We start from the raw sequence: 26003 nt of genomic DNA, 5'->3' as shown, positions 1-26003 counted from the left end.
GCGGTCGGCACAGATCGGTGCCCCTAACATCCCTTCAGCCGCGTAGCTTTGTCGCCAACGCGCCCTTGTCGGGGGTCGGAGGACCAGGAAAGGAAGCCGAAGAGTCTTGGCACGGAAGATCGGCAGCCGGTACACCGCCCACCAGGTCCTGGGGCGCGGCAGTGCCGGCACGGTGTGGCTTGGCGAGGGCCCCGAGGGCCCGGTCGCCATCAAGCTCCTGCGTGAGGACCTTGCGTCCGACCAGGAGCTCGTCGGCCGGTTCGTGCAGGAGCGCGCGGCCCTCCTCGGCCTCGACCATCCGAACGTCGTCGGGGTGCGCGACCTCGTCGTGGACGGCGCCGACCTCGCCCTCGTCATGGACCTCATCCGGGGCACCGATCTGCGCACCCGCCTCGACCACGAGCGCCGGCTCGCCCCCGAGGCCGCCGTCGCCATCGTCGCCGACGTCGCGGACGGGCTCGCCGCCGCGCACGCCGCCGGGATCGTGCACCGCGACGTCAAGCCGGAGAACGTCCTCCTCGACATGGCGGGCCCGCTCGGCCCCGCCGGGGCGCACCCCGCGCTGCTCACCGACTTCGGCATCGCCCGCCTCGTGGACACGCCGCGCCGCGCCGCCGCCACCGGGGGGCTCGGGGGCTCCGCCGCCCCGGGCGGCCGTTCCCCGAACCCGCGCAGCGTCATCGGCACGCCCGACTACCTGGCCCCGGAGATCATCGAGGGTCTGCCGCCGCGCGCCTCCGTCGACGTCTACGCCCTCGCCACCGTGCTGTACGAACTGCTGGCGGGCTTCACCCCCTTCGGCGGCGGCCACCCGGGCGCGGTCCTGCGGCGGCACGTCACCGAGACGGTGGCGCCGCTGCCCGGCATCCCCGACGAGCTGTGGCAGCTGATCGTCCAGTGCCTCGCCAAGGGCCCCGCGTCCCGGCTGCGGGCCTCGGAGCTGGCGGTGCGGCTGCGGGAGCTGCTGCCGAGCCTGGCCGGGTACCCGCCGCTCGACATCGACGAGCCCGAGGACGGCCAGAGCGCGGCCGACCCCGGCCGGGACGGCGCGTACGACGACCGGTCGCAGACGGCCGTGGCCGCCGAGCCGCGCCGCCGGGGCGTCGTGCCGCTCGTGCCGGGCGCCGTCGCCGACTCCAGCCGCGAGACCCACACGAGCATGCGCGTGCCCGGCCCGGAGGAGCTGGCGGGCGGCGCCCACGGCACGGCCCGCGCCCCGCGCGCGGCGGGGGAGCGCCGGGCGGGCTCCGCGCGCCACCGGTCGGCCGCGGAAGCGCTCCGGCGCCGCCGGGTGAAGCTCGGCGCGGCGGCGGTGGCGCTGGCCGCGGCGGCCGGGGTGGGCGGCTGGTTCGCCGTGGGGGACCACGATTCCGGCGACTCCAAACCGGGCGTCCACCGCACGGAACCCTCGTCGGGGCGATAGCCCGCGGGCTCGCGGGCCGGGGCCCTGTTCCTTATGGCCTTATGACCTTTGCGGCCTTTGTGGCCCACAAACGCCCGGCCGGGGAGCGGAAAAGCGCACCCCGAAGATCCTGGGCGCCCACCTTCGGGCCGTGCAGCCCGGCACAGCCGTTAGGCTGGGTGCGTGGCAGTCGTTGATGTATCCGAAGAGCTGAAGTCCCTCTCCTCGACCATGGGGTCGATCGAGGCCGTCCTGGACCTCGACAAGATGAGGGCCGACATCGCCGTGCTCGAGGAGCAGGCGGCGGCACCGTCCCTGTGGGACGACCCGGACGCGGCGCAGAAGATCACCAGCCAGCTGTCGCACCTGCAGGCGGAGCTGCGCAAGACCGAGGCGCTGCGCGGCCGCATCGACGACCTCGCGGTGCTCTTCGAGCTCGCCGAGGCCGAGGACGACGCGGACACCCTCGCCGAGGCCGAGGCCGAGCTGACCGCGGTCCGCAAGGCGCTGGACGAGATGGAGGTCCGTACCCTCCTCTCCGGCGAGTACGACTCCCGTGAGGCGCTGGTCAACATCCGCGCCGAGGCCGGCGGCGTCGACGCCTCCGACTTCGCCGAGCGTCTGCAGCGCATGTACCTGCGCTGGGCCGAGCGCCACGGCTACAAGACGGAGATCTACGAAACCTCGTACGCGGAAGAGGCCGGCATCAAGTCGACCACCTTCGCCGTGCAGGTCCCGTACGCCTACGGCACGCTCTCCGTCGAGCAGGGCACCCACCGCCTCGTGCGCATTTCGCCGTTCGACAACCAGGGCCGCCGCCAGACGTCCTTCGCGGGCGTCGAGGTGCTGCCGGTCGTCGAGCAGACCGACCACGTCGAGATCGACGAGTCCGATCTGCGCGTGGACGTCTACCGTTCGTCCGGCCCCGGCGGCCAGGGCGTCAACACCACCGACTCCGCGGTCCGGCTGACCCACCTGCCGACCGGCATCGTCGTCTCCTGCCAGAACGAGCGCTCGCAGATCCAGAACAAGGCGACCGCGATGAACGTCCTCCAGGCCAAGCTCCTCGAGCGCCGCCGCCAGGAGGAGCAGGAGAAGATGAACGCGCTCAAGGGCGACGGCGGCAACTCCTGGGGCAACCAGATGCGTTCGTACGTTCTGCACCCGTACCAGATGGTGAAGGACCTGCGTACCGAGTTCGAGGTCGGCAACCCCACCTCCGTGCTCGACGGCGACATCGACGGCTTCCTGGAGGCCGGTATCCGCTGGCGCAAGCAGTCGGAGAAGTAGTCCAAACACCGACATAGCCGGGCATCACGCCCTTAACTGCCTTGACGCCACCCTGAAAACTGTGAAGGGTGGCGTTTGGCATGCGTATCACTGGGGCGCGTGTGGTGGGGGGCGAGCGGCCCGGCCGGTACGGCCGGTTCAGCCACGCGTGGTCCCCAAGGCGCCATGGCCCCGTGAAGAGCTGCTCCAATGACGAGTTCGGCTACTGGGGGTAGCAGGCAGATGACGAAGAACACGCGACTGCGCGTCGCGCGAATAGCCGCCGGTGCGGTGATCGTGGCGGGTGCCTCGCTGACCGCCGCGGGTGCGGCCTCGGCCGCCGGTGTGGACGTCGAGGTCGGTGGCATCGGGGTGAAGGCGACCGTCGGCGACGACCCGACCGCCCCGCCCACGGTCGACCCGACCGTCGACCCGACCGAGATCCCGCAGCCGACGCAGCCGCCGACCGGTGGCACGACCGAGGGCGGCACGACGTCGGGCGGCACGACGTCCGAGGGCACGACGTCGGGCGGCACGACGTCCGAGGGCACGACCAGCGGCGGTTCCACCTCCGAGGGCACCACGAGCGGTGGTTCGACGTCGGAGGGGACCACGAGTGGTGGTTCGACCTCCGAGGGGACCACCAGTGGTGGTTCGACGTCCGAGGGCACGACCAGCGGCGGTTCGACGTCGGAGGGGACCACCAGCGGTGGCTCCACCTCCGAGGGCACGACTTCCGGTGGTTCGACCTCCGGCGGTTCCACTTCCGGGGGCTCGACTTCCGGCGGTTCGACCTCCGGCGGTTCGACCAGCGGTGGCACCACCACCGGCGGCTCGACGAGCGGCGGCTCCACCTCCGAGGGCACCACCTCCGGAGGTACCACCACCGGTGGCTCGACTTCCGGTGGCTCGACTTCCGGTGGCTCCACCGGCGGTGACGACGACGGCGACAGCACCGGCGGCTCCACCGGCGGCTCGACCGGCGGCGACGACCACAGCGGCTCCGCCACCGGCGGCGGCAAGGGCGACGACGCCACGACCTGCCCGGTCGACACGGACTCCCACTGCGGCACCAGCACCGACGGCGGCGGCTCCAAGCCCGTGCAGCAGGCCAAGCCGAAGGAGCAGCTGGCCCAGACCGGCGCCGGCCACACGTCCTACCTGCTGATCGGCGCCGCGACGATGATCGCCGGCGGCATCGGCTTCCGGATGCTGCCGCGTCTGGTCAACCGGAACACCGCGGCCTGACCGGACGACCGGTACCCCGTACGGGGACAGGGTGAGGGCCCGGAGCGGACGACGCTCCGGGCCCTCACCCTGTACGCGGTAGGTCTGCGGTGTCTCTACGGGATCCCGGCAGCTGTGAGCGGGTGGTTACGCGGCGAAGCCGTGGGCGACCAGGGCCACCGCGACGAGCGCCACCAGCAGCGCGATCAGCGTGGCCGGCGACAGCGCGGCGAACGCGCCTTCCTGCTGCTCAAGCCGCTGTCGGCTGGCCCGGCAGACCGGGCACCTGCCCTCGCTGACCCGGCCCGCGCAGCTGGCGCACACCAGTCGGTCGCATGTCATGCGATCTCCTCCTCCGGCACGTCCAACGCGCGGGATACCCGGGTGGTTCCCCTTACCACTGTGCCAGCTTTCCCGCCGTTCGGCGCGACTGCTCGCGCGCAGCGCAAAACGGGGCCCAAATGTCCTCGTTTTGTCCCCGATGGTGTCGGTAATAAACGCGCCAACCCCGGATGCCGACTGCGCGTGCGCCGGTGCTTCGCGTATGGTCACGCACACCGACGGGAGCCGCGCGCGCGGTGTTCCGTGCCACTATCCAGGTCGACGCGTGGTGCACTCGTGATCCGATTCGACAACGTCTCCAAGTCCTACCCGAAGCAGAACCGCCCGGCGCTCCGCGATGTCTCGCTGGAGATCGAGAAAGGCGAGTTCGTCTTCCTCGTCGGTTCCTCGGGTTCGGGCAAATCCACCTTCCTGCGGCTGCTCCTGCGCGAGGAGCGGGCCAGCCACGGCCAGGTGCATGTGCTCGGCAAGGACCTCGCCCGGCTCTCCAACTGGAAAGTGCCGCAGATGCGCCGCCAGTTGGGCACCGTCTTCCAGGACTTCCGGCTGCTGCCCAACAAGACCGTCGCCGAGAACGTCGCCTTCGCCCTGGAGGTCATCGGCAAGCCGCGCGGTGAGATCCGCAAGGGCGTGCCCCAGGTCCTCGATCTGGTGGGTCTGGGGGGCAAGGAGGACCGGATGCCCGGCGAGCTGTCCGGTGGTGAACAGCAGCGCGTGGCCATCGCTCGCGCGTTCGTCAACCGGCCGATGCTGCTGATCGCCGACGAACCGACCGGCAATCTCGACCCGCAGACCTCCGTCGGCATCATGAAACTGCTGGACCGGATCAACCGGACCGGGACGACCGTCATCATGGCCACGCACGACCAGCAGATCGTGGACCAGATGCGCAAGCGCGTCATCGAATTGGAAAAGGGCCGGCTCGTGCGCGACCAGTCGCGCGGCGTCTACGGCTACCAGCACTGAAAGGACGCCATGCGCGCCCAGTTCGTCCTGTCGGAGATCGGCGTCGGTCTCCGCCGTAATCTCACGATGACCTTCGCGGTCATCGTCTCCGTCGCCCTCTCGCTCGCCCTCTTCGGCGGGTCGCTGCTCATGCGCGAGCAGGTCAGCACGATGAAGGGCTACTGGTACGACAAGGTCAACGTCTCGATCTTCCTCTGCAACAAGGTCGACGCCGAGTCGGATCCCGCCTGTGTGAAGGGCGCGGCCACCGAGGACCAGAAGAAGCAGATCAAGGCCGATCTGGAGAAGATGCGGGTCGTCCAGAGCGTGCAGTTCGAGACGAGCGACGAGGCGTACAAGCATTACAAGGAGCAGTTCGGGAAGTCCCCGATCGCCGGTTCCCTGACCCCGGACCAGATGCAGGAGTCCTTCCGGGTCAAGCTCAAGGACCCGTCCCAGTACAAGGTCATCTCCAGCGCCTTCTCGCAGCGCCCCGGTGTCCAGGTGGTGCAGGACCAGAAGACCCTGCTGGAGAACCTCTTCAATCTTCTGAAGTACATGAACTGGGCGGCGCTCGGGGTGATGGCCCTGATGCTCGTCGTGGCCCTGCTGCTGATCGTCAACACGGTCCGGGTATCGGCGTTCAGCCGCCGCCGGGAGACCGGGATCATGCGGCTGGTCGGCGCGTCCAGCTTCTACATCCAGATCCCGTTCATCACCGAGGCCGCGGTCGCCGGGCTGCTCGGCGCGGGCTTCGCCTGTGTGCTGCTGGTCAGCGGCCAGTACTTCCTGGTCAACAATCTGCTCGCCCCCCGCGTCGACGTGATCCAGTTCCTCGGCTGGGACGCGGTGCTCTCCAAGCTGCCGCTGGTGATCGCGATCGGGGTGCTGATGCCCGCGCTCGCCGCCTTCGTGGCACTGCGGAAGTACCTCAAGGTGTAGCCGCGGCGGCACCGGCCCGCCACGAGCACACCTGTCATGCGCCGAGGGCGCCGTGCGGTCAACTCCCCGTACGGCGCCCTCTGGTGTCCTAGACTCTCGCGCATGTTCGGCCCGACGATGTTCGTTCCGCCGCGCCGCGTCCGTCGTGGGGCGGCTCTGACGCTGGTCTTCGCGAGCGTGCTCGCGGCCGGTGCCACAGCCGGTTCCTGGGGGATGGACCGGCAGGGCGGCGGGGAGCACACGGCCGGGCGGTCCTCCCGCACGGTCGCGCGGGCCGTCGACCGCCGGGCCGTGGAGGCCGCCGCCGCGCAGGCCGCGCGGAAGGGCAAGTCCGGTTCGGAGGCCGCCGCCGAGGTCGTCAGCCGCAGCGGCGACCGCTGGGGCGCGGTCTACAGCGCCCGCGAGTACGAGGGCTTCCAGCGGGCGTTGGACGGTGTGTACGTGGGCGTGGGTCTCTCCGCCCGGCGCGGGCCGGGCGGCTGGACGGAGGTCGACGGCGTCCAGCCCGGCAGCCCCGCCGAGCGGGCCGGGCTGCGCCCCGGCGACCGGGTCCGCACGGTCGACGGCGCGGACGTCACCGGCCGGCCCGTCACCGAGACCGTCGCCCGGCTGCGCGGTGACGCCGGCAGTCCGGCCCCGGGCGGCGCCGCCGGGAAGGACCCCGTCCGGGCGGCCGCGGCCGGGCCCGGTACGCCCGTGCGCCTGGGTCTCCAGCGCGGCGGCCGGACCTGGGAGCACACGCTGCGCCGGCAGCGGCTGACGACCGAGAGCGTCACCGTCGCCCGGCTCCGGGACGACGAGGCACCGGCCACCCGGATCAAGGTGGCCTCCTTCACCAAGGGCACCGGCGAGCGGGTCCGCCGGGCGGTCCGGGCGGCCGGGCGCGGCGAGGGCATCCTGCTGGATCTGCGCGGCAACTCCGGCGGTCTGGTCACCGAGGCCGTCGAGGCCGCCTCCGCCTTCCTGGACGGCGGTCTCGTCGCCACCTACGACGTGCACGGCGAGCAGCGCGTGCTGCAGGCCGCCCCCGGCGGGCGCACCCGGCCGGCGCTGGTCGTCCTCGTCGATGCCGGCACGATGAGCGCCGCCGAGCTGCTGGCGGGCGCCCTCCAGGACCGGGGCCGGGCCGTTCTCGTCGGCGGGCCCACCTTCGGCAAGGGGTCCGTGCAGATGCCCAGCCGGCTCCCCGACGGCTCGGTGGCCGAGCTGACCGTCGGCCATTACCGCACCCCCGCCGGGCGCGCGGTCGACGGCCGGGGCATCACCCCCGACCTCGTCGTTCGTGGTGACGCCGAGCGTCGGGCCCGCACGGTATTGAGTGGCCTCGGGGTGGGGTCCTAGTGCGAGAATGACCGCGCTATGGCTAAACAGAAGAAAGAGACGACGGGTCGCAAGCTGGTCGCGCAGAACAAGAAGGCGCGCCACGACTATCACATTCTGGACACCTACGAGTGCGGCATGGTGCTGACGGGCACCGAGGTCAAGTCGCTCCGCCAGGGCCGCTCCTCGCTGGTGGACGGCTTCGTGCAGATCGACGGCGGCGAGGCGTGGCTGCACAACGCCCACATCCCCGAGTACGCCCAGGGGACGTGGACCAATCACAGCGCGCGCCGCAAGCGCAAGCTGCTGATGCACCGTGCCGAGATCGACAAGCTCGACTCCAAGTCGCAGGAGACGGGTCACACGATCGTGCCCCTGGCGATCTACTTCAAGGAGGGCCGGGCCAAGGTCGAGATCGCCCTCGCCAAGGGCAAGAAGGAGTACGACAAGCGGCAGACGCTGCGCGAGAAGCAGGACACGCGGGAGTCCAACCGCGCGATCGCCGCCGCGCGCAGGCGCCAGCGGGCGAAGCAGCAGGCGCTGTAGCCGGCGCCGCGACCGGGCCCGCAGCCCGCCCCGCGGGAATTCGCTGGCACCCTCGTGCGTTGGTCACGTACGATGGGCATCGCACACCACCGGGTGGTACCGGCGGGTGCGCACCTTGAAAAATCAACATGGGGATGATCGGTTTCGACAGCGGATGTCGAAGCAGGGGAAGCGTGTCGAGGAAGCGGCAATGATCTCGTAAACCATATGTCGCAACCAATAATCGCCAACTCCAAGCGCGATTCCTTCGCCCTCGCTGCCTAAGTAGCGACTGCGTGAAGTGTCAGCCCGGGGCTGTTCCCGACCCGGATCCTGGCATCAGCTAGGGAACTAAACTTCTCGACCCGGTCACGGGGTCGAGAAGGAAATCAAACAGTGACTGGGCCCGTCGGCGACTTGTTCGCGTGATCGCCGGGGCCGAGAAAAGCGCAGCGAACTGCACACGGAGAAGCCCTGATTCCGCACCGTTGGACGCGGGTTCGATTCCCGCCATCTCCACGGACGGATGGGCGTTCCCCGCTCGCACACCACGCGAGCAGGGTCCGCCCGTCAGCTCTCCGGGGGCCAGGCCCCCGGATCCCGTCATCCCATGTGAACCCCGGGCCCGCGACATCGTCGCGGGCCCGGGGTTTTTTCGTCCGGGCAACCATCGGGCCGGGACGGGCATCTTCCTCAGTGACCGACAGGGGGTGTGCGGTGAAGTGGACTCGGGCGGCGGTGGCCGTGCTGGGGGTGGGGCTGATCGGGCCGGTGGCCGGCGCGGCCGGGGTCGCGGTGGCCGACGACGGGCCGGGCGGCGGGGTGCACCTGCTGCTCAACGGCGCTTTCGACAACCGGCCCGGCGAGCTGATCGACGTCGATGTCCAAGGTGTCCGGGCGGGTGCGGATGTCACCGTCACCTCGCCCGTCTTCGAGCGCCCGGTCGAGCTGGCCGCCTCGGACGGCTCGCACCACGCGCGCCCGGCCGTCGCGATGTCCACCGCGCCGGGCACGTACCCGCTCAAGGTCGAGGCGGACGGCGAGGTCGTGGCCCGGGACCAGGTGGAGGTCAAGCCCTCGCAGCGGCCGACGTTCCAGGCGGCCACGCCGGGGGACGAGCTGCGGCCGGGCGAGCAGCTGGGGATGTGGTTCGACGACCTCTATCCCGGTGAGAGCGGTGACGTCTTCACCGTGCGGTCCCCGGTCTTCCCCAACCCCGTCCGGCTGGTCCACGACCCCAAGGGCGCCGACTGGAACAACCCCCGGATGTTCTCCGCGCTCGCGCGGCTGCCCGTCGACGCGAAGGACGGCACGTACAAGGTGGAGCTGACCGGCCCGGACGGCCGGACCATCGAGAACAAGGACCTGGTGGTGCGGGCCGCGCGGCCCGGGGACAGCGACTACGTGGGCAGGGCGCGCGGCCCGGCCTTCTTCGCGGTCAAGGAGCGGCCCGAGGACGCCCGGGGGTCCGGGGTGAAGATCGCGGCCGGTGGTTCGGTCAACGTGCTGTGGAGCGACGAGTCACCCGACCCGGGCGAGGAGGGCCGGCTGACCGCGACCTCCCCGGCGTTCGAGCGCGCGGTGTCGTTGAAGCGCGACGACAGCAAGGCGGGCGACGGTGACGACCCGCGCTACTTCGGCCCGGCCCGGGTCCGCTCCGGTCTGGAATCCGGGCGTTACCCCGTCACCGTCGTCAGCCACCACGGCCGGGTGAAGCGGACCGGCCACCTCGTCGTCACCGGAGCCGCCCCCGCGTCCCCGGACGAGGGGCCGGGCCGCACGGTGCTGATCGTCGGTGCGGGCACGGGTGGGGCGGCCGTGGCGGCAGCGGCGGGCGTGGTGATCGTGAGGCGGGTCAGGGCTCGCGGGTGACGGAGCCGTAGATCTCGTACCGCTTGAAGCCCAGGTGCCGGGTCCCGGGGTGGTCCAGGACCTTGCCCCAGTCCGGGGAGGCGGCCAGGACGGGGAGCGCCGCCTCGTGGGCGGCGACGTCGGACCACTCGGAGTACTTCAGGACGCGCGTGCCGTCCTTGGTGAGATGGAAGTGGGCGGCGATGAGCCCGGGGAGCGGGGTCTCCCGCTGGGCGGCGACGACGGTGTCGGCCCAGGAGCGCTGACGCTCGGGGCCGGTCGCGTCGACGGTGGCGAGGACGACCAGGCCGGGTGTGCGGGTCGGGTCCGCCGTGATGCTCCGGTAGACGCGGGTGCGGTGCAGCCCCGGGCGCTCGATGCCGGGGACGACCTCGTCGAGCGTGCCGATCATCCGGTCGCGGCGGGCCCGGGCCCAGGCGAGGTGGGCTTCGTCGCTGGTCCACTGCGAGTAGTGGAGAAGGCCGCTGCCGTCGGTGTTCAGGAAGATGTGCAGGGCGAGGGCCCCGTCGGCGTCCCCGCCGGGCCCTTGGCCCATGGTGACCGACCACTCGGCGAGAGCCATGTCGGCGGCGGTGCGGGAGCGTTCGGCGCTGCCGCAGATCCATTCGCTGACGAGGGAGGTCCCGGCGTCGGGACGGGTGACGTCGGGCAGCGCGGGGCGCGGGGTGGTGCTCATGGGGGCCGGACTCCTTGCGGTGATCGCTGGCGGACGCGCCCAGCGTCGGACATCAACCGCGCTTGAGGTCAAGGCGGTTCCGTAGCAGACGGACGAGGCGCCCGGGGCGTCGGCGAGGCGTGTCCCGGCCGGGTAGCGGGCCGGTGGCCGGACGGGCCATGGCGATCAGGGTGCCGCCGCTGACGGCGAGGAAGGGTGTGTGATGCGGCATGCCCCCACCCTCGCCGGAGGGCGGTGCGGCGGTCCAACACCTGATCGGTGGCCATTCACGCGCCTGTGTTGTTAACTGCCGTCCGTGCCCCACGACATAGAGCCGCGACTGCTGCGGGCGTTCGTCGCCGTCGCCGAGGAACTGCACTTCACCCGGGCGGCGACGCGGTTGTACGTGGCCCAGCAGGCGCTGAGCCGGGACGTCCGGCGGCTGGAACGACGGGTCGGCGCCGAGCTGTTCGCGCGCACCACCCGGCAGGTGACCCTCACCACGGAAGGCACCCGGCTGCTGCCGCACGCCCGGCGGGTGCTCGCCGCGTACGACGAACTGGCGGCCGCCTGTGCCCGCCAGGAGCGCCCGCTGCTCGTCGACGTCGGCGCCAAGGCCGGCGTCGCCCACCAGGTGCTGACGGCCGCCCGGGAGGCGGCTCCCGAGCAGGAGCTGATCGCCCGGTACCTCAGCGGGCTCACGGGCGCGGCGGCGGAGATCGCCGCCGGACGGCTCGACGTCTCCTTCGGCCGCGTGGCCGGCCTCGACCCGGCGCTCCGGGCCCGCCTCGATCACCAGCCCGTCCGCTACGAGCCGATGGCCGTGCTGCTGCCGGAGGACCACCGGCTGGCCGGACTCCCGCAGGTCCCGCTGGGCGAGCTGGCGGGGGAGACGCTCTACGCCGCCGCCGGAAACCCGGTGACCGCCGAGTGGACCGACCTCGCGGAACGCCTCTTCGAGGGGCGGGGCATACGCGTCGCCGAACCGTTCCCGGAGATCGAGGGGGACGAGGAGTTCATCCGCGTCATCCGGAAACGGGGCTGGTCGGTGCTGGCGAGTGTCGAGTTCATCGACGTACCGGGCATGGTGCTGCGACCGCTGGTCGACCCGGTGCCGCTCTCGCCGGTGGCGATGGTGTGGGCGAAGGGCCTGCGGCACCCGGGCCTGGACGCGCTGCGGCACGCCGCTCGGACCCTGGCCGCGTCACGGGGGTGGCTGGAGCGACCGCCGGGGGCGGGGTGGCTGCCGCCGGGTGACGCGGCGCTGATGGGGGAGCGGGGCTAGGCGGACGGGAGCCGCAGCCGGGTGAGGAATTCCCGCCAGGTGCGGTGGGAGAAGGAGACCGAGGGCCGACCGAGGGAATTCGAGTCGCGTACCCGAACTTCGTGATCGACGAAGGCGACTTCGACGCAGTTTTCGGTACCGGGGCCGGAAAAGCTGCTCCTCAGCCAGAGTGGCCGAATTTTCTGATCGCCCACGCCAATATCCCTTCCGCTCGGCCGCTTGTCGATGGCTGGCCGGGGGAGTTGCGGCTCGGCTCCCCGGTTATCCCCATCAGATTGACAAGTAATCGGTGATCAGGGAAGGGTGGGCCGGAATAGAATTAAATATCTGAGAAATTCGGCATTTGCGCGTATGTGCTGCGGACTGTGCGCGCCGAAGCCGTACACGCTGTTTGTACGGGCGCGTACCGTTCCGGCGGTGCGGCCGTATCCCCTAATCTGGTGGAGGCCCGGCCCCCGACTGTGTGTGGCAGAGGAGACGTCATGGGGAACTCGACCTCGGCCGGTCCGTCCCGAGGCGCGAGGCGTCTCTTGTGGTACGTCTACATACTGGCCGCCGGCATCGCGGCGACGGGCTTCGGAGCCCTGATCGCGGCCGCCACCGGAGGGTCCGTGCTGGTGCACGTACTGGCCTCCGGGGCGGTGGTCGTAGCGGCGGGGTGGGTGGCCCCGACCCTGCTCAGCTGGGCGTATCGCTGGGCTCGCCCTCGTTCGACGGACTCGCGGGCTCCACGCCGCGCGGGCTCGACCCGGTGAGCGGCGATCTCCGCACAGCGCGCGGCTGACGCCGGCGACTGGCCGCCGCGACGGCGGTGGTGCCCGCGCAGCACCCGGCCGCCGTCAGCCAGCCCGAGGGGTTCGGTATCAGCACAAGGGCCACGGTCACCAGCGCTCCGGCGCTCAGCAGCACGCTGATGACCAGCAGGATGAGGTTCCGTGTCCTGCGGGAGTCCGTCACGATCTCCCGCAGGACGATGACGACGACGTCCCAGGCGCTGGACGAGTCGTCGGACATCTGGCGTCGGCGGGGGCTCGGCCGCTCGCTACGGCCGGCCATGGTTCCGCAACTCGCTTGTACGTCCCCGTGGGTGTACTGCTCCGCCGCGCGTGAAGCCGGGCACGGCAGGGCTGACTATGCTGTTCACGAATCGCTCCGAATCAACCTACTGCTGTAGGCATGGGAGACGGCCTCTCCTACGCCTCTACGCTCACTTCCACCGAGGGTCGCGCCTCCGGGACTCCGTTCATTCCTTCGATCGCCCGGTCGATCAAACGGGGCAGGTCTTCCCGAGGGGCCTGCGTTTCCAGCGCCCAGAAAGTTTCCAGATAGCGGCTGGTCGCTTCGGTGTCGTCACTGAAGACGGAGTCCCCCGAGGTCTTCTCCAGATAGAGAATGTCGTCCATCTCCCCATCGAATTCGAGAAGGACGAAGGACCCTTGCAGGCCGACGTGGGCACCGACGCTGAAAGGGACGATCTGGATGGAGATCCCGGGGCGGGTTGCCATCTCCTTGAGGTGGAGCAGTTGACTCTTCATCACCCCGGGGCCGCCGGTCCATCGATGGATCGCCGCCTCGTCGATGATGAAGAAGAACTCCGGTCGGTGCGGGCTGTCCAGCAGCTCCTGCCGCTGAAGCCTGGCTTCGACCGCACGGTCCAGTCGGTCTCCTGTGAGGTGCGGGGCGAAGGCGAGGCTCGTCGCCCGCGTGTACTCCTCGATCTGGAGCAGACCGGGAATCAGCAGAGGCTCGAAGGAACGGACGATGCTCGCGGCGACTTCGTACGACAGCAAGTCCATGTAGGGCTTGGACAGCAGCCCCCTGTACTCCCGGTACGGCATCTTCCGGCTGGCGCGAGCCAGTTCCAGGAAGTAGTCCAGGCGCTGCTGGTCGGTGACCCCGTACTCATGAAGCAGCGCCCGTAGATCGTTGGTGGAGATCCCCACCTGGCCGGCTTCGATCCGGATCAGCTTGGAAGGGCTCCAGTCCATCCGGGCAGCCACTTCCAGCTGAGTGAGTCCGGCTTTGGTACGTGCCTTTTTGAGCTCGGTGCGCAGTTGCCGCCGCTGTACCACGGCGCCCGGAGTAGCCACGATCGCTGGTCCTTCCCCGCAGGACAGGCAATCGGAGACTGCCCTGACGAATGCAGTGTGTGGTCGTTGTCCGCCCTCCGGCAAGTGGCTCGGGCGCCACTGGGAGGGTCCTGTCCGGGAGGTGGCACCTTGCCCGCGCAATGTGCCAGCTGGCAGATGGTGCACCGGATGGCTGACGGCTGGCAGGTAGGGCACTCCCAAGCAAGATGTTGATCTATTGCCTCATGCCGAATGAGCCCTCACAGGCAGGCTTCAAGATCATGCTAATGGGCTAAAAACGGCAGGCCAGAGCCACTCTTGTGCCGTAGGCATGCGGTGCGGGAGCGGGTTTCGCGGGGTCGCGATTCACCGGGAGGGGCGGTTCGGATGCGCGGGGGCGTGGCTCACGCCCCGGGGGCGCTCGCCGCCTTCGGCGGCTGCTTGTGGGTCCGTATGTCCGGCGGACTGCCGACTACTGCACTCGCCGTGCGGCGGCTGGGCCGATCGGCCCATGCGGTACCTAGTCGGTGGTACGAGCGAAGGCCGTGAAGGCCGACCAGGCCTCGGGGGAGAGGGTCAGACGGGGGCCGTCGGGGACCTTGGAGTCACGGACGAGGATGGTGGTGGGGTGGGTGGCGACTTCGACGCAGCAGCCGCCCTCGCTGCCGCTGTAGCTCGACTTGACCCAGTCGTACGCGACTTCGATGCAGTTGCCGCCCTGTTCCGTGCTGTAGCTCGACTTGAACCACGTCAGCTCGTTCATGTCTCTCCTAGCAGCCGGTCCAGCAAGCTCTGGGTCTCCTTAGAGTTGAGAGCCTGTGTGCGCAGCATTCCATATTTCCGCGCGAGGAGGCTGACGTCCTCGGGCTCCGAGGTGAGACGGCCTCCGAGCTGCGCTTCGACGTAGGCGAGCTGCTGATGGCTGGGAGTTTCCAGCAAGACAAAGGGGCCGGAGAGGCCAGCGTGGGATTCGTAGTCGAGCGGCATCACCTGGACAGAGACGCCAGGCAGGTCGGCGGCAACCTGTAGGTGGCGGAGCTGCTCCTTCATGGCCTCTTGGCCGCCGAGGCGGCAGAGCAACACGTCCTCGGAGAGGATGAAGCTGAAAGTGGCAGGCGCCGTCCGGTGTAGCAGCTCCTGGCGCTCCATCCGGGCCGCGACGCGAACCTCGATCTCCTCCTCGGTGAGGGATGGGGTGGTGGTGCGGAAGGTGGCGCGAGCGTAATTCTCTGTTTGAAGCAGGCCGGGAACGACCTGGTTCTCGTACGAGTAGTGAGAGATCGCCTCCCTCTCATGGGCCATGAACTCTTCCGCCCAGACGGGGTACTTCTCCCGAGCGGATAGGTGCTCTACTCCAACCGCCAGTGCACCCCCCGTCTCCAGGACGCGATCGAGCTGCTCTGCCATGTCCGGTAGAAGGGGCCGCCTGCCCTGCTCGATCGAAGCGATCGTCTCCTCGTGCACACACAAACGATCGGCGAGCGTGCGCTGTGTGAAGCCCGCGTTCGCGCGGAAAAGCGCGACCAACGCTCCGATGAGCCGCACGGACGTGCCCTGCTTCTTGGCGTTCTTCCGGGTCTGCATGGAGACCAACTCCCCATCCATGGGTGCAAATGACCGGCGTGGAACCCGTACAAAAAATCCGTACGGGCTGATGCGCTGGTCCAGCGTAGTTACCCACTGCCACCGTGGTCTCATGAACGACGCGACTCAACTCCCCTACTTCCACAAGCGGTTCTACCGGCGTACGCCCAGGTCCGTACCCATGGCCAGAGAATTCGCCCGCAGGACCCTGGAGCGTTGGAACCTCACAGGCAGAGCCGAAGACGTGTTGCTCTGCGTGAGCGAACTGGCCACGAATGCCCTGCTGCACGGAGTGCCGGTGGGCAGGGGGTTCCTGCTCCACCTCTGGCTTCTCGACGACCACGTCATCCGGCTGGAAACGCACGACAGCGGCGACGGCCACCCCGTGGCTCGTACGACCACTGCGGAGGAGGAGCGGGGCCGGGGGCTGATGCTGGTGGACGCGCTGGCGGACACGTGGGGGGTCGGGGAGCGGGACCCCGGAAAAGTGGTGTGGTGCGAGTTCGCGTGTGCCGCCCCGCCCGAGGGAACGGCATGAGGGCCGTCGGGCGGCTCGTCCAGCCGTGCGCGCATCATTCGGGCTGGACGCACACCGGGGGCGAGGCCCGGTGCGCGAACTGCGGGACGCGGCGGTTCACGGACTACGGGGCGCTGAGGCCGCCGGGCCTGCCGCAGACGGTGACCCCCTCCGATCACTCCCGCGACAAGGCGGACCGGGCGGCGGCCCGCCAGGTGTGGCGACGGATGACCGCCGTGGCCGCCCGGACCACTGGCTTCGGGCCGCGTTACTGCTGACGGTGTGTAATCACCGCCATGACGAGGGCGGCCGCCGGATGGCCGGTCGAGCGGCGGGTACGGGCGCCCTGCGGACGCGTCCTCCGGGCGGTCTCATTCCGCAGCCCGCGATGACGCGTGAGGCCCTGCGGGAGGCCGTGCGGCACATCAGGCCGCTGAACCTGGCGCAGTACGACCGGGAGCTGGGCGAGGCCTTCGACCAGGCCGTGCGGACGGAAACCATCGGATGGATGCGCGGTTTCCTGATCAAGTGGGCCATGTTCGTGGCGGTCGAGCGTCGGCCGCAGCGGGCGGCGGCATTGCGCGAGGCCGAGCGTGTCGCCGCCGACCCGGCGTCGAGCGAGCGGCAGGTCATCGAGGCCCAGGGTGAGATCGCCAGGATTCTGGCCGCCGCTGAGCGGGAGATCGGTCTTTGAGCGACGAGTCGACCGAACAGCGCTGGGACTACGAGTTCGTCCCCGACGCCGCGCATGTCACTGATGGCCTCCCGCCCGAAGGGCTCGCCGAGGTCGACCGGATCATCCGTGGGGTCCTGGACCTGGCCGAGCTGCGGATGGAAGCCGGTAACGACGATGACGAGCAGAATCCGCGATAGCTGCGCTGAGGCCCGAGGGGCCCCCGCCCGTCCCCGGGGGTTACGGACCCCCCTTCCTCCGGGCACCCTGAGGGGGGCGGTACCCCACAGGGCCCCACAGGACCCCCCACAGGGAAACGGGTGACAGGACACATGGCGGCGGCGAGGGCCTCCTACGACCTGCGGTTCGACTCCGGGCGGCTCTGCTTGGACCTGTTGGCCACGGGCGGCAGCCGGGCGGGTGAGGAGACCGTGGAGCGGTTGACCGGGCCCGAGCGGTTGCGGGACTGGTTGGTCGGGGCCGGGGTCGTGCCGCCCGGTACGCCGCTGACGGCCGTGGACGGGGGCTGGCTCGGGCGGTTTCACGCCGCGCGGGAGCTGTTGCACCGGGTCGTGCACGCGGAGGTCGACGGGCGGGCCGCCGATCCGGATCTGGAGCGGGTCAACGCCCTCGCCGCGACCGCGCCGCCCGCCGTGCTCGCCGTCCGGGCCGGGGACGGCACGCTGGTGCGTACCGTCGCCGCCCCGCCCGACTGCGACGCCCTCGTGGGGCAGGTCGCCCGGGACGCGGTCGAGCTGCTCACCGATCCCGTCGCCCGGGGGCAGTTGCGGCGGTGCGCGGGGGAGACCTGCTCGCTGGTCTACCTCGACACCTCGCGGGGGCGCCGCCGCCGCTGGTGTTCCAGCGAGGTGTGCGGCAACCGCGAGCGCGTCGCCCGGCACCGGCGGCGCGCCGCCGACGGCCACGGCTGAGCCGAACCCGGAGCCCGTACGCCACGGGTGTTGCCGGAGGGTCTTCCGGAAATTTATCCGCCGGCACTGAGCCGATCCCCCGCCCCACCCGTATCCACCGGTGAAGGGGCCCGCGACGGCCCCCCACCCGCGCCTTCGGGAGAACCGAGCTATCGACCTGGGGGAAGGCTTGCGCAAGGATGCCGCCGTGGCAGACAGGACGACGCCCGACGAGGAGCTGATGCGGGCGCTCTACGACGAGCACGCCGGCCCGCTCCTCGCCTTCGTGCTGCGCCTGGTCGGCGGCGACCGCCAGCGCGCCGAGGACGTCGTCCAGGAGACCCTGCTGCGCGCCTGGCGCAACGCCGACCGGCTGCGCGACGCCACGGGATCCGTGCGCCCGTGGCTGGTGACCGTCGCCCGGCGCATCGTCATCGACGGCCACCGCAGCCGGCAGTCCCGGCCCCGGGAGGTCGACGCGGGTCCGCTGGAACTGATCCCCGCGGCCGACGAGATCGACCGGGCGCTGCGCCTGATGACCATTTCCGAGGCACTGGGCGATCTGACCGAAGCCCACCGAGAGGCTCTGATCGAGACCTATTTCAAAGGACGTACGGTGAGCGAGGCGGCGGAAGTGCTGGGCGTACCGGCCGGGACCGTACGGTCCCGGGTCTTCTACGCGCTGCGCTCCATGAAGCTCTCGCTCGCGGAACGGGGAGTGACGGCATGAACCCGCCGGCACAGCACACGGACGTGGGCGCCTACGCGCTCGGCGTCCTCGACGAGGCGGACGCCGCCCGTTTCGAGGAACACCTCGTCTCCTGCGACTGGTGCGCCGCCGAGCTGGACGACCTGCTGGGCCTGTCCCCGGTGCTCGCCGAACTCCAAGGGGCGTCACCCGACCCCGCGGTGCTCGACGCCCGGCCCGGGCCGGCCCTCCTGGACCGGCTGCTGGACGAGACCGCCACGGTGCGCCGGGCGCGGCGCACCCGCCGGCTGTGGCTCGCCGCGGCGGCCGTCGCCCTGATCGTCGCGGGTCCGCTGGCCGGTGCCGCCGTCACCGCGCGGGACACGCCCGGCCACAGCACGGTGAGCGCGGCCAAGGAGATGTACGAGGACGGCGAGAAGATCGGCACCGTCGACCCCGTCACCAAGGTCGACGCGACGGTCTCCCTCCAGGCCAAACCCTGGGGCACCCACGTCGCCCTCAGGCTCGGCAACGTCAGGGGCCCGCTGAGCTGCGACCTGATCGCCGTCGGCAAGAACGGCGAACGGCAGACCGTCACCACCTGGGCCGTCCCGGCGGGCGGCTACGGCCTGCCGGAGGCCACGGGGAAGTGGAACAAGGAGCCGCTGTACACCCACGGCGGCGCCGCCCTCGACCGTGACCGGATCGACCGGTTCGAGGTCCGCACACTCGACGGCACCCGGCTGGCCACCGTCGACAACCGGTGACCGTCCGCACCCGCACCAGCCCATCCGCGGGGATCTGTCAACGTGTGAACAGTCATAGCAAACCGCTCATGTCCTGACAGGTGCGCTCAGCACCCCTGTTCGCGTACGGTTGACGGCTGCCCTACGCACAGCAGAAGGGGGCCTGGGTGGCCGCGCAGAACGCCACGGACGCGCACGTGGTGACGGAACCGGACGGGGTCCGCGACCGCGAGATCGGTGCCGAACAGCAGCACCTCGACCGGGTGTACCGACGTCTTGAGGAAAAGATCCACGAGGCCGAATTCCTCATGGACGACGCCGCCAAACGCGGTCAGGTCGGCACGCCGGGAGCGCTCGCCGAGCGGGACGCGCAGGTGTTCCGCGCCGGCGTGCACCTCAACCGGCTGAACAGCGAGTTCGAGGACTTCCTCTTCGGGCGCATCGACCTGCTGCTCGGAAAGGACGGCAAGAAGGGCCCGGACGGGGCGTACACCTCCGTCGAGCCCGCCGACGACGCGGTACGGGGGGACCGGGCGGAGATCGCCGAAACGCTGCACATCGGCCGGATCGGCGTGCTCGACGCCGACTACGCGCCGCTCGTCATCGACTGGCGCGCACCCGCCGCCGCGCCCTTCTACCGGTCGACGCCGGTGGCACCGGGCCGGGTGGTCCGCCGCCGAGTGATCCGCTCCAAGGGCCGCAAGGTCCTCGGCGTCGAGGACGACCTGCTGCGCCCCGAGCTGACCGCGACGCTCGGCGGGGCGGAGCTGGCGGTGGTCGGCGACGGCGCGCTGATGGCCGCACTCGGCCAGGCCCGCAGCCACACCATGCGGGACATCGTCGCCTCCATCCAGGCCGAGCAGGACATGGTCATCCGCGCGCCCGCCGCGTCGGTGACCGAGGTCGAGGGCGGCCCGGGCACCGGCAAGACCGCCGTCGCCCTGCACCGCGCCGCCTACCTGCTCTACCAGGACCGCAGACGCTACGCGGGCGGCATCCTCGTGGTCTCCCCGACGCCGCTGCTCGTCGCCTACACCGAGGGCGTGCTGCCCTCGCTGGGCGAGGAGGGCCAGGTCGCGATCCGCGCGGTCGGCAACCTGGTGGACGGCGCCGAGGCCGACACCTACGACGAGCCCGCCGTCGCCCGGATCAAGGGCTCCTCGCGCATGCTCAAGGTGCTGCGCAAGGCGGTGCGGGGTGCGCTGGACTCCCCTGCGAGCCCCGCACCCGCCTCCCCCGCGGACGACGGCCAGCTGTCGCTGGACGGCCTCACCGCCGCCGCCCCGGCCGGTCCGCCGGACCGGCTGCGCGTGGTCGTCTTCGGCGGCCGGGTGGAGCTGGGCGCCGACGACCTGCGGCGCATCCGGCAGACCGTGCTCGGCGGCACCGCGCCCGTCAACCTGCTGCGCCCGCGCGCCCGGCGGCTGATCCTGGACGCGCTGTGGTCGAAGTCGGGCGCCGGAAAGCGCTATTCCGACCCGGAGCTGCTGGCCGAGGCGCGGCAGGCGTTCGACGAGGACCTCTCCACCGAGGACTACTTCCTCGACTTCCTCGCCGCCTGGTGGCCGGAACTCACCCCCCGCGGGGTGCTCGCCGCGATGGCCGACGAACGCCGGCTCTCCCGCTGGGCGCGCCGGGTGCTCAACCCGCGTGAGGTCCGGCTGCTGGCCCGGTCGCTCAAGCGGCTGGACGAGCACGGCCGGGGGCCGCTGTCCGTCCACGACGTGGCGCTGCTGGACGAGTTGGAGACGCTGCTCGGCGTCCCCTTCCGCCCCAAGCAGCCGCGCGAGGCGGACCCGCTGGCCCATCTCACCGGGCTGGAGGAGCTGATGCCCGAGCGCTCCGAGACGCGGCGCGAGCGGGCGGAGCGGCTGGCTCTGGAGCGGACGGACTACGCGCACGTCATCGTCGACGAGGCGCAGGACCTGACGCCCATGCAGTGGCGGATGGTCGGCCGCAGGGGCCGCACCGCCACCTGGACGATCGTCGGTGACCCGGCGCAGTCCTCCTGGTCCGACCCGGACGAGGCGGCCGCGGCCCGTGACGAGGCGCTCGGCAGCCGCCCGCGCCGCCGTTTCGAGCTGACCGTGAACTACCGCAACCCGGCCGAGATCGCCGAGCTGGCGGCCAAGGTACTGGCCCTGGCCATGCCCGGCATGCGCTCCCCGGCGGCGGTCCGCTCGACGGGCGTCGTGCCGCGGTTCGCGGTCGCGGGCGGCGATCTGGCGGCGTCGGTGCGGGAGGAGGCGCTGCACCTGCTGGCCGACGTGGACGGCACGGTGGGCGTCGTCGTGCCCATGGGCCGCCGCGCGGAGGCGCGGCGCTGGCTGGCCGGACTGGGCGACCGGGTGGTCGTGCTGGGCAGCCTGGAGGCCAAGGGCCTGGAATACGACGCGACGATCGTCGTGACCCCCGCGGAAATCGCGGACGAGTCCCCGGCGGGCCTGCGGGTGCTGTACGTGGCTCTGACGCGGGCGACGCAGCGGTTGACAGTCCTGTCGGGGGAGCGGGACGACCCGGACGGGGAGGGTGTGCCGGATCTTTTGCGGGACTGAGTGGCTGCCGCCTCTTGCCTGGGCGGCGCCTCCTTCGGCCTGCGGGCGCCGTTGCCGGCTGCGGGACGTGTTGGCCGCCTGCGGCGGCGAGCGCCCTGCGGGCGCGTCCTCAATCGCCGGACGGGCTGGTTTTGGCTGGGCTTGATTGCCATGGCCCAGCCACACCAGAGCCCGTCCGGCGATTGAGGACACGGCACACCGTGCCTACCGGAATCACTTCCCGGGACGGTTTGTTAGCCTGGGTGTGGCACCGGCTCGATCCAAGCCCCCGGGCCCAACCTTAGTCGCTTCGAGCGACCACTTGCCGCGAGGCGAGCATGGCGGGTCGGTGCCACCCAAGCGATGTCCGACGGGCGTCCTTCTCAATGGAGAAGGGCGCCCGTCGGCGTTGGCGGAAGGGTCCACGCCCAACCCATCGGCTCCCGGATGGCGGAATTTTCATTCCGAAAAATGGGGCTGGTTACCGTATACCGGCCAGTAGGTGGGACGATCGGACCCCGCGTTCCTGGGCGACCGCCGAGGTTCGCGCGTATCAAGCGACACAGGGAAAGCAGAGGGAAGTCGGCCATGGCAACGGCGCCTAGCGTCTCGTACTCGATGACGGTTCGACTGGAGGTGCCCGCGAGCGGGACCGCGGTCAGCCAGCTCACCACGGCCGTGGAGTCCTCCGGCGGGTCGGTGACCGGCCTCGACGTGACCGCCTCCGGGCACGAGAAGCTGCGGATCGACGTCACCGTCGCCGCGACCTCCACCGCGCACGCCGACGAGATCGTGGGCAAGCTCCGCGGCATCGAGGGCGTCTCGCTCGGCAAGGTCTCCGACCGTACGTTCCTGATGCACCTCGGTGGCAAGATCGAGATGGCGTCCAAGCACCCCATTCGCAACCGCGACGATCTCTCCATGATCTACACCCCCGGCGTGGCCCGGGTGTGCATGGCCATCGCGGAGAACCCCGAGGACGCCCGCCGGCTGACCATCAAGCGCAACTCGGTCGCCGTGGTCACCGACGGCTCCGCCGTGCTGGGCCTCGGCAACATCGGCCCGAAGGCCGCGCTGCCCGTCATGGAGGGCAAGGCCGCCCTCTTCAAGCGCTTCGCCGGCATCGACGCCTGGCCGATCTGCCTGGACACCCAGGACTCCGACGAGATCGTCGCCATCGTGAAGGCCATCGCCCCCGGCTTCGCGGGCATCAACCTGGAGGACATCTCCGCGCCGCGCTGCTTCGAGATCGAGGCCCGGCTGCGCGAGGCCCTCGACATCCCCGTCTTCCACGACGACCAGCACGGCACCGCCATCGTCGTCCTCGCCTCGCTCACCAACGCGCTGCGCGTCGTCGGCAAGAACATCGGTGACGTACGGGTCGTCATGTCCGGTGCGGGCGCGGCCGGTACGGCCATCCTGAAGCTGCTGATCGCGGCCGGCGTCAAGCACGCCGTCGTCGCCGACATCCACGGTGTCGTGCACGCGGACCGCGAGGACCTGGTGGCCGCGAGCCCCGGTTCCGCGCTGCGCTGGATCGCCGACAACACCAACCCCGAGGGTGTCACCGGCACGCTCAAGGAGGCCGTGCGAGGCGCCGACGTCTTCATCGGCGTCTCGGCCCCGAACGTCCTGAACGGCGAGGACGTGGCCGCCATGGCCGAGGGCGCCATCGTCTTCGCGCTCGCCAACCCCGACCCCGAGGTGGAGCCCGGCATCGCCCGGCAGACCGCCGCCGTGGTCGCCACCGGCCGCTCGGACTTCCCCAACCAGATCAACAACGTACTGGTCTTCCCGGGTGTCTTCCGCGGTCTGCTGGACGCGCAGTCCCGCACGGTCAACACGGACATGATGCTGGCCGCCGCCAGCGCCCTCGCGAACGTGGTCACCGAGGACGAGCTCAACGCGAACTACATCATCCCGAGCGTCTTCAACGACAAGGTCGCGGGTGCGGTCGCGGGCGCCGTCCGGGAGGCCGCGAAGGCCGCCGGAGCGGCTGTGACGGGTACCACGACCCTCTGAGCACGGCGCGTCGCGTGGCGCCGGGCTCGCGGCGCCCCCATAAGGTGGCGGGCATAAATCAGCCGCAGAGATGCGGCCGTATCCGAGGCTGTGGCGCTTTCCGTGTGACTCTCCAGGGTGCCGGATTGGCTTTCCCGCCACTGGTGGGGGCAGGATGCGTAACTGGGCGCGAGGGTCTGGCAACAGACCCGGGTCCGGGGACTGTCCGAGGGCCCTGGCAGCATCGGCTTCGATCTCACGCCTCATTGGCAAGAAGAACACGGGAGTACAACATGAACCGCAGTGAGCTGGTGGCCGCGCTGGCCGACCGCGCAGAGGTGACCCGCAAGGACGCCGACGCCGTTCTGGCCGCCCTCGCCGAGACCGTCGGTGAGGTCGTCGCCAAGGGCGACGAGAAGGTCACCATCCCCGGCTTCCTGACCTTCGAGCGCACCCACCGCGCCGCTCGCACCGCTCGCAACCCGCAGACGGGCGAGCCGATCCAGATCGCTGCCGGTTACAGCGTGAAGGTCTCCGCGGGCTCCAAGCTGAAGGAAGCCGCCAAGGGCAAGTAAGGCCTGAAGACGCCGAAAGGGCGGTCACCCCCTCGGGGGTGGCCGCCCTTTCGGCGTCCCCGCGGCCTTGTAAAGGCCATTACAGGCCCTTCCAGAGCCGCGAAAGCCCGTACGGCCCTCGCGGGGCTGTACGGGCTCCACACGGCCACACGGGCCTTACGAACCGTCAGGCGTGCTGTGCGGTCTCGGCTGCGGGCCGGCTCGGCCGCCTGCGGAGGCGAGCGCCCTGCGGGCGCGTCCTCAAGCGCCGGACGGGCCGGAAGGGGCTGAGCCCAGCCCGTCAGGCGCTTGAGGACACCACCGCGCAGCGGTGGTGCGCCTCCACGATCCGCCGGACACGGCCTAGGCGTGGTGCTGGTTGCCGTTCGGGAGTTCTACGTGCGCGCCCAGATCCGCGAGCTTCGTCATGAAGTTCTCGTAGCCGCGGTTGATCAGGTCGATGCCGTGCACCCGGGACGTGCCCTGGGCCGCCAGCGCCGCGATCAGGTACGAGAAGCCGCCGCGGAGGTCGGGGATGACCAGGTCGGCGCCCTGCAGCTTGGTCGGGCCGGAGACGACCGCCGAGTGCAGGAAGTTGCGCTGGCCGAAGCGGCAGGCGCTGCCGCCGAGGCACTCGCGGTAGAGCTGGATGTGCGCGCCCATCTGGTTGAGCGCGGACGTGAAGCCCAGCCGCGACTCGTACACCGTCTCGTGGACGATGGACAGGCCCGAGGCCTGCGTCAGGGCGACGACCAGCGGCTGCTGCCAGTCCGTCTGGAAGCCCGGGTGGACGTCCGTCTCCAGCGCGATGGCGTTGAGCGGGCCGCCCGGGTGCCAGAAGCGGATGCCCTCGTCGTCTATCTCGAAGGCACCGCCGACCTTGCGGTAGGTGTTGAGGAAGGTCATCATCGAGCGCTGCTGGGCGCCGCGCACGTAGATGTTGCCCTCGGTGGCCAGCGCCGCGCTCGCCCAGGAGGCCGCCTCCAGGCGGTCCGGCAGGGCGCGGTGGTTGTAGCCGCCGAGCGAGTCGACACCGGTGATCCGGATGGTCCGGTCGGTGTCCATGGAGATGATCGCGCCCATCTTCTGCAGTACGCAGATGAGGTCCTCGATCTCCGGCTCCACGGCCGCGTTGGACAGCTCCGTGACGCCCTCCGCCAGCACGGCGGTCAGCAGCACCTGCTCGGTCGAACCGACCGAGGGGTACGGCAGGCGGATCTTGCAGCCGCGCAGCCGCTGCGGAGCCTCCAGGTACTGCCCGTCCTCGCGCTTCTCGATCGTCGCGCCGAACTGGCGCAGCACCTCGAAGTGGAAGTCGATCGGCCGGCCGCCGATGTCGCAGCCGCCCAGCCCCGGGATGAACGCGTGGCCCAGCCGGTGCAGCAGCGGGCCGCAGAAGAGGATCGGGATGCGGGAGGAGCCGGCGTGCGCGTCGATGTCGGCGACGTTGGCGCTCTCCACGTGCGAGGGGTCCAGGACCAGCTCACCGGGCTCGTCGCCGGGGCGCACCGTCACACCGTGCAGCTGCAGCAGTCCGCGGACCACCCGCACGTCACGGATGTCGGGGACGTTGCGCAGTCGGCTGGGTCCGCTGCCGAGCAGCGCGGCGACCATGGCCTTCGGCACGAGGTTCTTCGCGCCGCGGACACGGATCTCGCCCTCGAGCGGGGTGCCGCCGTGGACAAGCAGTACATCGTCAGGGCCGGTCATGGATCTCGCGTTCCTGGAGTTGGGCAGGGGGCAAGAAGAAAGGGTAATGCGACCGGAGGGCCCTTCTGTTAGCCCGAGGGGCCTCTTGGCACGTCATGGCTTTGCAACAACACGCTGCGTTTATGGAATGGTCGCTACCGGTTATCGGCGTGGTGGCCATTTTCCTCCCCTTCTCCCGCATCTCGGGACAACCCCGGCTCCGGACTCGTCGTCCACTCCCCGCACCGGCCCG

28 protein-coding genes and 1 other RNA gene are annotated in these 26003 nt (G+C 70.8%); 20 read left to right on the top strand and 9 right to left on the bottom strand.

All coding sequences use genetic code 11. From position 1 onward, the window contains the following. Positions 1-106 precede the first annotated feature (106 nt). The 3 genes from ACZ6MA_RS05035 to ACZ6MA_RS05025 all read left to right on the top strand — a co-directional run bounded on the left by ACZ6MA_RS05035 (position 107) and on the right by ACZ6MA_RS05025 (position 3919). The gene (locus ACZ6MA_RS05035; RefSeq protein ID WP_469431080.1) at positions 107-1423 is read left to right on the top strand and encodes a serine/threonine-protein kinase; all 1317 of its coding nucleotides are present in this window, start codon (positions 107-109) and stop codon (positions 1421-1423) included. Between the two features lie 162 nt (positions 1424-1585). Further along, a complete protein-coding gene (gene prfB / locus ACZ6MA_RS05030; RefSeq protein ID WP_469431079.1) occupies positions 1586-2692 on the top strand; it encodes a peptide chain release factor 2 in 1107 nt (368 codons plus the stop codon). 222 nt (positions 2693-2914) lie between these two features. Then, positions 2915-3919 (top strand): hypothetical protein, encoded by a 1005-nt coding sequence (locus ACZ6MA_RS05025; RefSeq protein ID WP_469431077.1) that lies wholly within the window; start codon positions 2915-2917, stop codon positions 3917-3919. 126 nt (positions 3920-4045) lie between these two features. On the opposite strand, the gene ACZ6MA_RS05020 is transcribed toward ACZ6MA_RS05025, so the two are convergent. Then, positions 4046-4240: a hypothetical protein gene (locus ACZ6MA_RS05020; protein WP_469431076.1), complete on the bottom strand. Its 195-nt coding sequence runs from the start codon at positions 4238-4240 to the stop codon at positions 4046-4048. A 276-nt stretch (positions 4241-4516) separates the two neighbouring features. On the opposite strand from ACZ6MA_RS05020, the gene ftsE reads away from it, so the two are divergent. From ftsE to ACZ6MA_RS04990, 6 genes are all read left to right on the top strand, one after another. Further along, a complete protein-coding gene (gene ftsE / locus ACZ6MA_RS05015; RefSeq protein ID WP_469431075.1) occupies positions 4517-5206 on the top strand; it encodes a cell division ATP-binding protein FtsE in 690 nt (229 codons plus the stop codon). Positions 5207-5215: 9 nt separating this feature from the next. Beyond that, positions 5216-6127, top strand: coding sequence for a permease-like cell division protein FtsX (gene ftsX / locus ACZ6MA_RS05010; protein WP_469431073.1), 912 nt, complete (start codon positions 5216-5218; stop codon positions 6125-6127). A gap of 102 nt (positions 6128-6229) precedes the next feature. Continuing rightward, positions 6230-7468, top strand: a complete 1239-nt coding sequence (locus tag ACZ6MA_RS05005) for a S41 family peptidase (RefSeq protein ID WP_469431072.1) — start codon at positions 6230-6232, stop codon at positions 7466-7468. Positions 7469-7486: 18 nt separating this feature from the next. Continuing rightward, complete coding sequence (gene smpB, locus ACZ6MA_RS05000) at positions 7487-7993, top strand: SsrA-binding protein SmpB (protein WP_469431071.1); 507 nt, start codon at positions 7487-7489, stop codon at positions 7991-7993. A gap of 130 nt (positions 7994-8123) precedes the next feature. Then, positions 8124-8494: a transfer-messenger RNA gene (gene ssrA / locus ACZ6MA_RS04995) on the top strand. Positions 8495-8689: 195 nt separating this feature from the next. Next, entirely contained in the window at positions 8690-9844 is a 1155-nt protein-coding gene (locus ACZ6MA_RS04990; protein ID WP_469431070.1) for a hypothetical protein, read from the top strand. Here the strand turns inward: ACZ6MA_RS04990 and ACZ6MA_RS04985 are convergent. Beyond that, positions 9828-10520: an antibiotic biosynthesis monooxygenase gene (locus ACZ6MA_RS04985; protein WP_469431068.1), complete on the bottom strand. Its 693-nt coding sequence runs from the start codon at positions 10518-10520 to the stop codon at positions 9828-9830. The two genes, ACZ6MA_RS04990 and ACZ6MA_RS04985, sit on opposite strands and share 17 nt — an antisense overlap. A 52-nt stretch (positions 10521-10572) precedes the next feature. Further along, the gene (locus tag ACZ6MA_RS04980; protein ID WP_469431067.1) at positions 10573-10731 is read right to left on the bottom strand and encodes a hypothetical protein; all 159 of its coding nucleotides are present in this window, start codon (positions 10729-10731) and stop codon (positions 10573-10575) included. Between the two features lie 84 nt (positions 10732-10815). Here ACZ6MA_RS04980 and ACZ6MA_RS04975 point away from each other — a divergent pair, with 84 nt between their 5' ends. Next, positions 10816-11784: a LysR family transcriptional regulator gene (locus ACZ6MA_RS04975; protein WP_469431066.1), complete on the top strand. Its 969-nt coding sequence runs from the start codon at positions 10816-10818 to the stop codon at positions 11782-11784. On the opposite strand, the gene ACZ6MA_RS04970 is transcribed toward ACZ6MA_RS04975, so the two are convergent. The 5 genes from ACZ6MA_RS04970 to ACZ6MA_RS04950 form a co-directional block, all read right to left on the bottom strand. Beyond that, a complete protein-coding gene (locus tag ACZ6MA_RS04970) occupies positions 11781-11978 on the bottom strand; it encodes a DUF397 domain-containing protein (RefSeq protein WP_469431064.1) in 198 nt (65 codons plus the stop codon). The two genes, ACZ6MA_RS04975 and ACZ6MA_RS04970, sit on opposite strands and share 4 nt — an antisense overlap. A gap of 484 nt (positions 11979-12462) precedes the next feature. Further along, positions 12463-12840: a hypothetical protein gene (locus ACZ6MA_RS04965; protein WP_469431063.1), complete on the bottom strand. Its 378-nt coding sequence runs from the start codon at positions 12838-12840 to the stop codon at positions 12463-12465. A 137-nt stretch (positions 12841-12977) separates the two neighbouring features. After that, entirely contained in the window at positions 12978-13874 is an 897-nt protein-coding gene (locus tag ACZ6MA_RS04960; RefSeq protein WP_469431062.1) for a helix-turn-helix domain-containing protein, read from the bottom strand. Positions 13875-14373: 499 nt separating this feature from the next. Then, on the bottom strand, positions 14374-14616 hold the full coding sequence (locus tag ACZ6MA_RS04955) for a DUF397 domain-containing protein (RefSeq protein ID WP_469431061.1): 243 nt from the start codon (positions 14614-14616) through the stop codon (positions 14374-14376). Next, positions 14613-15437, bottom strand: coding sequence for a helix-turn-helix domain-containing protein (locus ACZ6MA_RS04950; RefSeq protein WP_469431060.1), 825 nt, complete (start codon positions 15435-15437; stop codon positions 14613-14615). Before ACZ6MA_RS04950 ends, ACZ6MA_RS04955 begins: the two co-directional genes overlap by 4 nt. 112 nt (positions 15438-15549) lie before the next feature. Between ACZ6MA_RS04950 and ACZ6MA_RS04945 the strand changes: the two genes are divergently transcribed. The 10 genes from ACZ6MA_RS04945 (at position 15550) to ACZ6MA_RS04900 (ending at position 24082) form a co-directional block, all read left to right on the top strand. Continuing rightward, entirely contained in the window at positions 15550-15975 is a 426-nt protein-coding gene (locus ACZ6MA_RS04945; protein ID WP_469431059.1) for an ATP-binding protein, read from the top strand. Next, the gene (locus ACZ6MA_RS04940; protein ID WP_469431058.1) at positions 15972-16232 is read left to right on the top strand and encodes a DUF6255 family natural product biosynthesis protein; all 261 of its coding nucleotides are present in this window, start codon (positions 15972-15974) and stop codon (positions 16230-16232) included. Before ACZ6MA_RS04945 ends, ACZ6MA_RS04940 begins: the two co-directional genes overlap by 4 nt. 110 nt (positions 16233-16342) lie before the next feature. Beyond that, positions 16343-16648 carry a hypothetical protein gene (locus ACZ6MA_RS04935; protein ID WP_469431057.1) on the top strand — a complete coding sequence of 102 codons (306 nt, stop codon included), beginning with the start codon at positions 16343-16345 and terminating at the stop codon, positions 16646-16648. Beyond that, the gene (locus ACZ6MA_RS04930; RefSeq protein ID WP_469431055.1) at positions 16645-16827 is read left to right on the top strand and encodes a hypothetical protein; all 183 of its coding nucleotides are present in this window, start codon (positions 16645-16647) and stop codon (positions 16825-16827) included. Before ACZ6MA_RS04935 ends, ACZ6MA_RS04930 begins: the two co-directional genes overlap by 4 nt. Positions 16828-16959: 132 nt before the next feature. Continuing rightward, entirely contained in the window at positions 16960-17559 is a 600-nt protein-coding gene (locus ACZ6MA_RS04925) for a CGNR zinc finger domain-containing protein (RefSeq protein ID WP_469431211.1), read from the top strand. Between the two features lie 169 nt (positions 17560-17728). Further along, the gene (locus ACZ6MA_RS04920) at positions 17729-18268 is read left to right on the top strand and encodes a sigma-70 family RNA polymerase sigma factor (RefSeq protein ID WP_469431053.1); all 540 of its coding nucleotides are present in this window, start codon (positions 17729-17731) and stop codon (positions 18266-18268) included. Next, positions 18265-18993: an anti-sigma factor family protein gene (locus tag ACZ6MA_RS04915; RefSeq protein WP_469431052.1), complete on the top strand. Its 729-nt coding sequence runs from the start codon at positions 18265-18267 to the stop codon at positions 18991-18993. The genes ACZ6MA_RS04920 and ACZ6MA_RS04915 overlap by 4 nt, the downstream gene beginning before the upstream one ends. Positions 18994-19139: 146 nt before the next feature. After that, on the top strand, positions 19140-21527 hold the full coding sequence (locus ACZ6MA_RS04910; protein ID WP_469431051.1) for a HelD family protein: 2388 nt from the start codon (positions 19140-19142) through the stop codon (positions 21525-21527). Positions 21528-22094: 567 nt separating this feature from the next. Further along, positions 22095-23528 (top strand): NAD-dependent malic enzyme, encoded by a 1434-nt coding sequence (locus tag ACZ6MA_RS04905; protein WP_469431049.1) that lies wholly within the window; start codon positions 22095-22097, stop codon positions 23526-23528. A 272-nt stretch (positions 23529-23800) separates the two neighbouring features. After that, the gene (locus ACZ6MA_RS04900) at positions 23801-24082 is read left to right on the top strand and encodes an HU family DNA-binding protein (RefSeq protein ID WP_004951951.1); all 282 of its coding nucleotides are present in this window, start codon (positions 23801-23803) and stop codon (positions 24080-24082) included. 342 nt (positions 24083-24424) lie between these two features. Here ACZ6MA_RS04900 and murA read toward each other — a convergent pair whose 3' ends face one another. Beyond that, positions 24425-25771: a UDP-N-acetylglucosamine 1-carboxyvinyltransferase gene (murA, locus tag ACZ6MA_RS04895; protein WP_469431047.1), complete on the bottom strand. Its 1347-nt coding sequence runs from the start codon at positions 25769-25771 to the stop codon at positions 24425-24427. Positions 25772-26003 lie beyond the last annotated feature (232 nt).

The organism is Streptomyces sp. NPDC042259, from assembly GCF_055582085.1.
Note: the sequence above shows the minus strand (reverse complement) of the source record. Positions and strands in the feature narration are given on the sequence as shown.

Excerpts from the sequence above, each read along its gene's own strand:
- ACZ6MA_RS05025 (WP_469431077.1), top strand. The coding sequence starts at position 2,915 with ATGACGAAGAACACGCGACTGCGCGTCGCGCGAATAGCCGCCGGTGCG.
- ACZ6MA_RS04905 (WP_469431049.1), top strand. The coding sequence starts at position 22,095 with ATGGCAACGGCGCCTAGCGTCTCGTACTCGATGACGGTTCGACTGGAG.
- ACZ6MA_RS04945 (WP_469431059.1), top strand. The coding sequence starts at position 15,550 with ATGAACGACGCGACTCAACTCCCCTACTTCCACAAGCGGTTCTACCGG.
- ACZ6MA_RS04980 (WP_469431067.1), bottom strand. The coding sequence starts at position 10,731 with ATGCCGCATCACACACCCTTCCTCGCCGTCAGCGGCGGCACCCTGATC.
- ACZ6MA_RS04940 (WP_469431058.1), top strand. The coding sequence starts at position 15,972 with ATGAGGGCCGTCGGGCGGCTCGTCCAGCCGTGCGCGCATCATTCGGGC.
- ACZ6MA_RS04950 (WP_469431060.1), bottom strand. The coding sequence starts at position 15,437 with ATGCAGACCCGGAAGAACGCCAAGAAGCAGGGCACGTCCGTGCGGCTC.
- ACZ6MA_RS04925 (WP_469431211.1), top strand. The coding sequence starts at position 16,960 with ATGGCGGCGGCGAGGGCCTCCTACGACCTGCGGTTCGACTCCGGGCGG.
- smpB (WP_469431071.1), top strand. The coding sequence starts at position 7,487 with ATGGCTAAACAGAAGAAAGAGACGACGGGTCGCAAGCTGGTCGCGCAG.
- ACZ6MA_RS05020 (WP_469431076.1), bottom strand. The coding sequence starts at position 4,240 with ATGACATGCGACCGACTGGTGTGCGCCAGCTGCGCGGGCCGGGTCAGC.
- ACZ6MA_RS04935 (WP_469431057.1), top strand. The coding sequence starts at position 16,343 with ATGACGCGTGAGGCCCTGCGGGAGGCCGTGCGGCACATCAGGCCGCTG.
- ACZ6MA_RS04965 (WP_469431063.1), bottom strand. The coding sequence starts at position 12,840 with ATGGCCGGCCGTAGCGAGCGGCCGAGCCCCCGCCGACGCCAGATGTCC.
- ACZ6MA_RS04915 (WP_469431052.1), top strand. The coding sequence starts at position 18,265 with ATGAACCCGCCGGCACAGCACACGGACGTGGGCGCCTACGCGCTCGGC.
- ftsX (WP_469431073.1), top strand. The coding sequence starts at position 5,216 with ATGCGCGCCCAGTTCGTCCTGTCGGAGATCGGCGTCGGTCTCCGCCGT.
- ACZ6MA_RS04955 (WP_469431061.1), bottom strand. The coding sequence starts at position 14,616 with ATGAACGAGCTGACGTGGTTCAAGTCGAGCTACAGCACGGAACAGGGC.
- murA (WP_469431047.1), bottom strand. The coding sequence starts at position 25,771 with ATGACCGGCCCTGACGATGTACTGCTTGTCCACGGCGGCACCCCGCTC.
- ACZ6MA_RS05005 (WP_469431072.1), top strand. The coding sequence starts at position 6,230 with ATGTTCGGCCCGACGATGTTCGTTCCGCCGCGCCGCGTCCGTCGTGGG.
- ACZ6MA_RS04985 (WP_469431068.1), bottom strand. The coding sequence starts at position 10,520 with ATGAGCACCACCCCGCGCCCCGCGCTGCCCGACGTCACCCGTCCCGAC.
- ACZ6MA_RS04900 (WP_004951951.1), top strand. The coding sequence starts at position 23,801 with ATGAACCGCAGTGAGCTGGTGGCCGCGCTGGCCGACCGCGCAGAGGTG.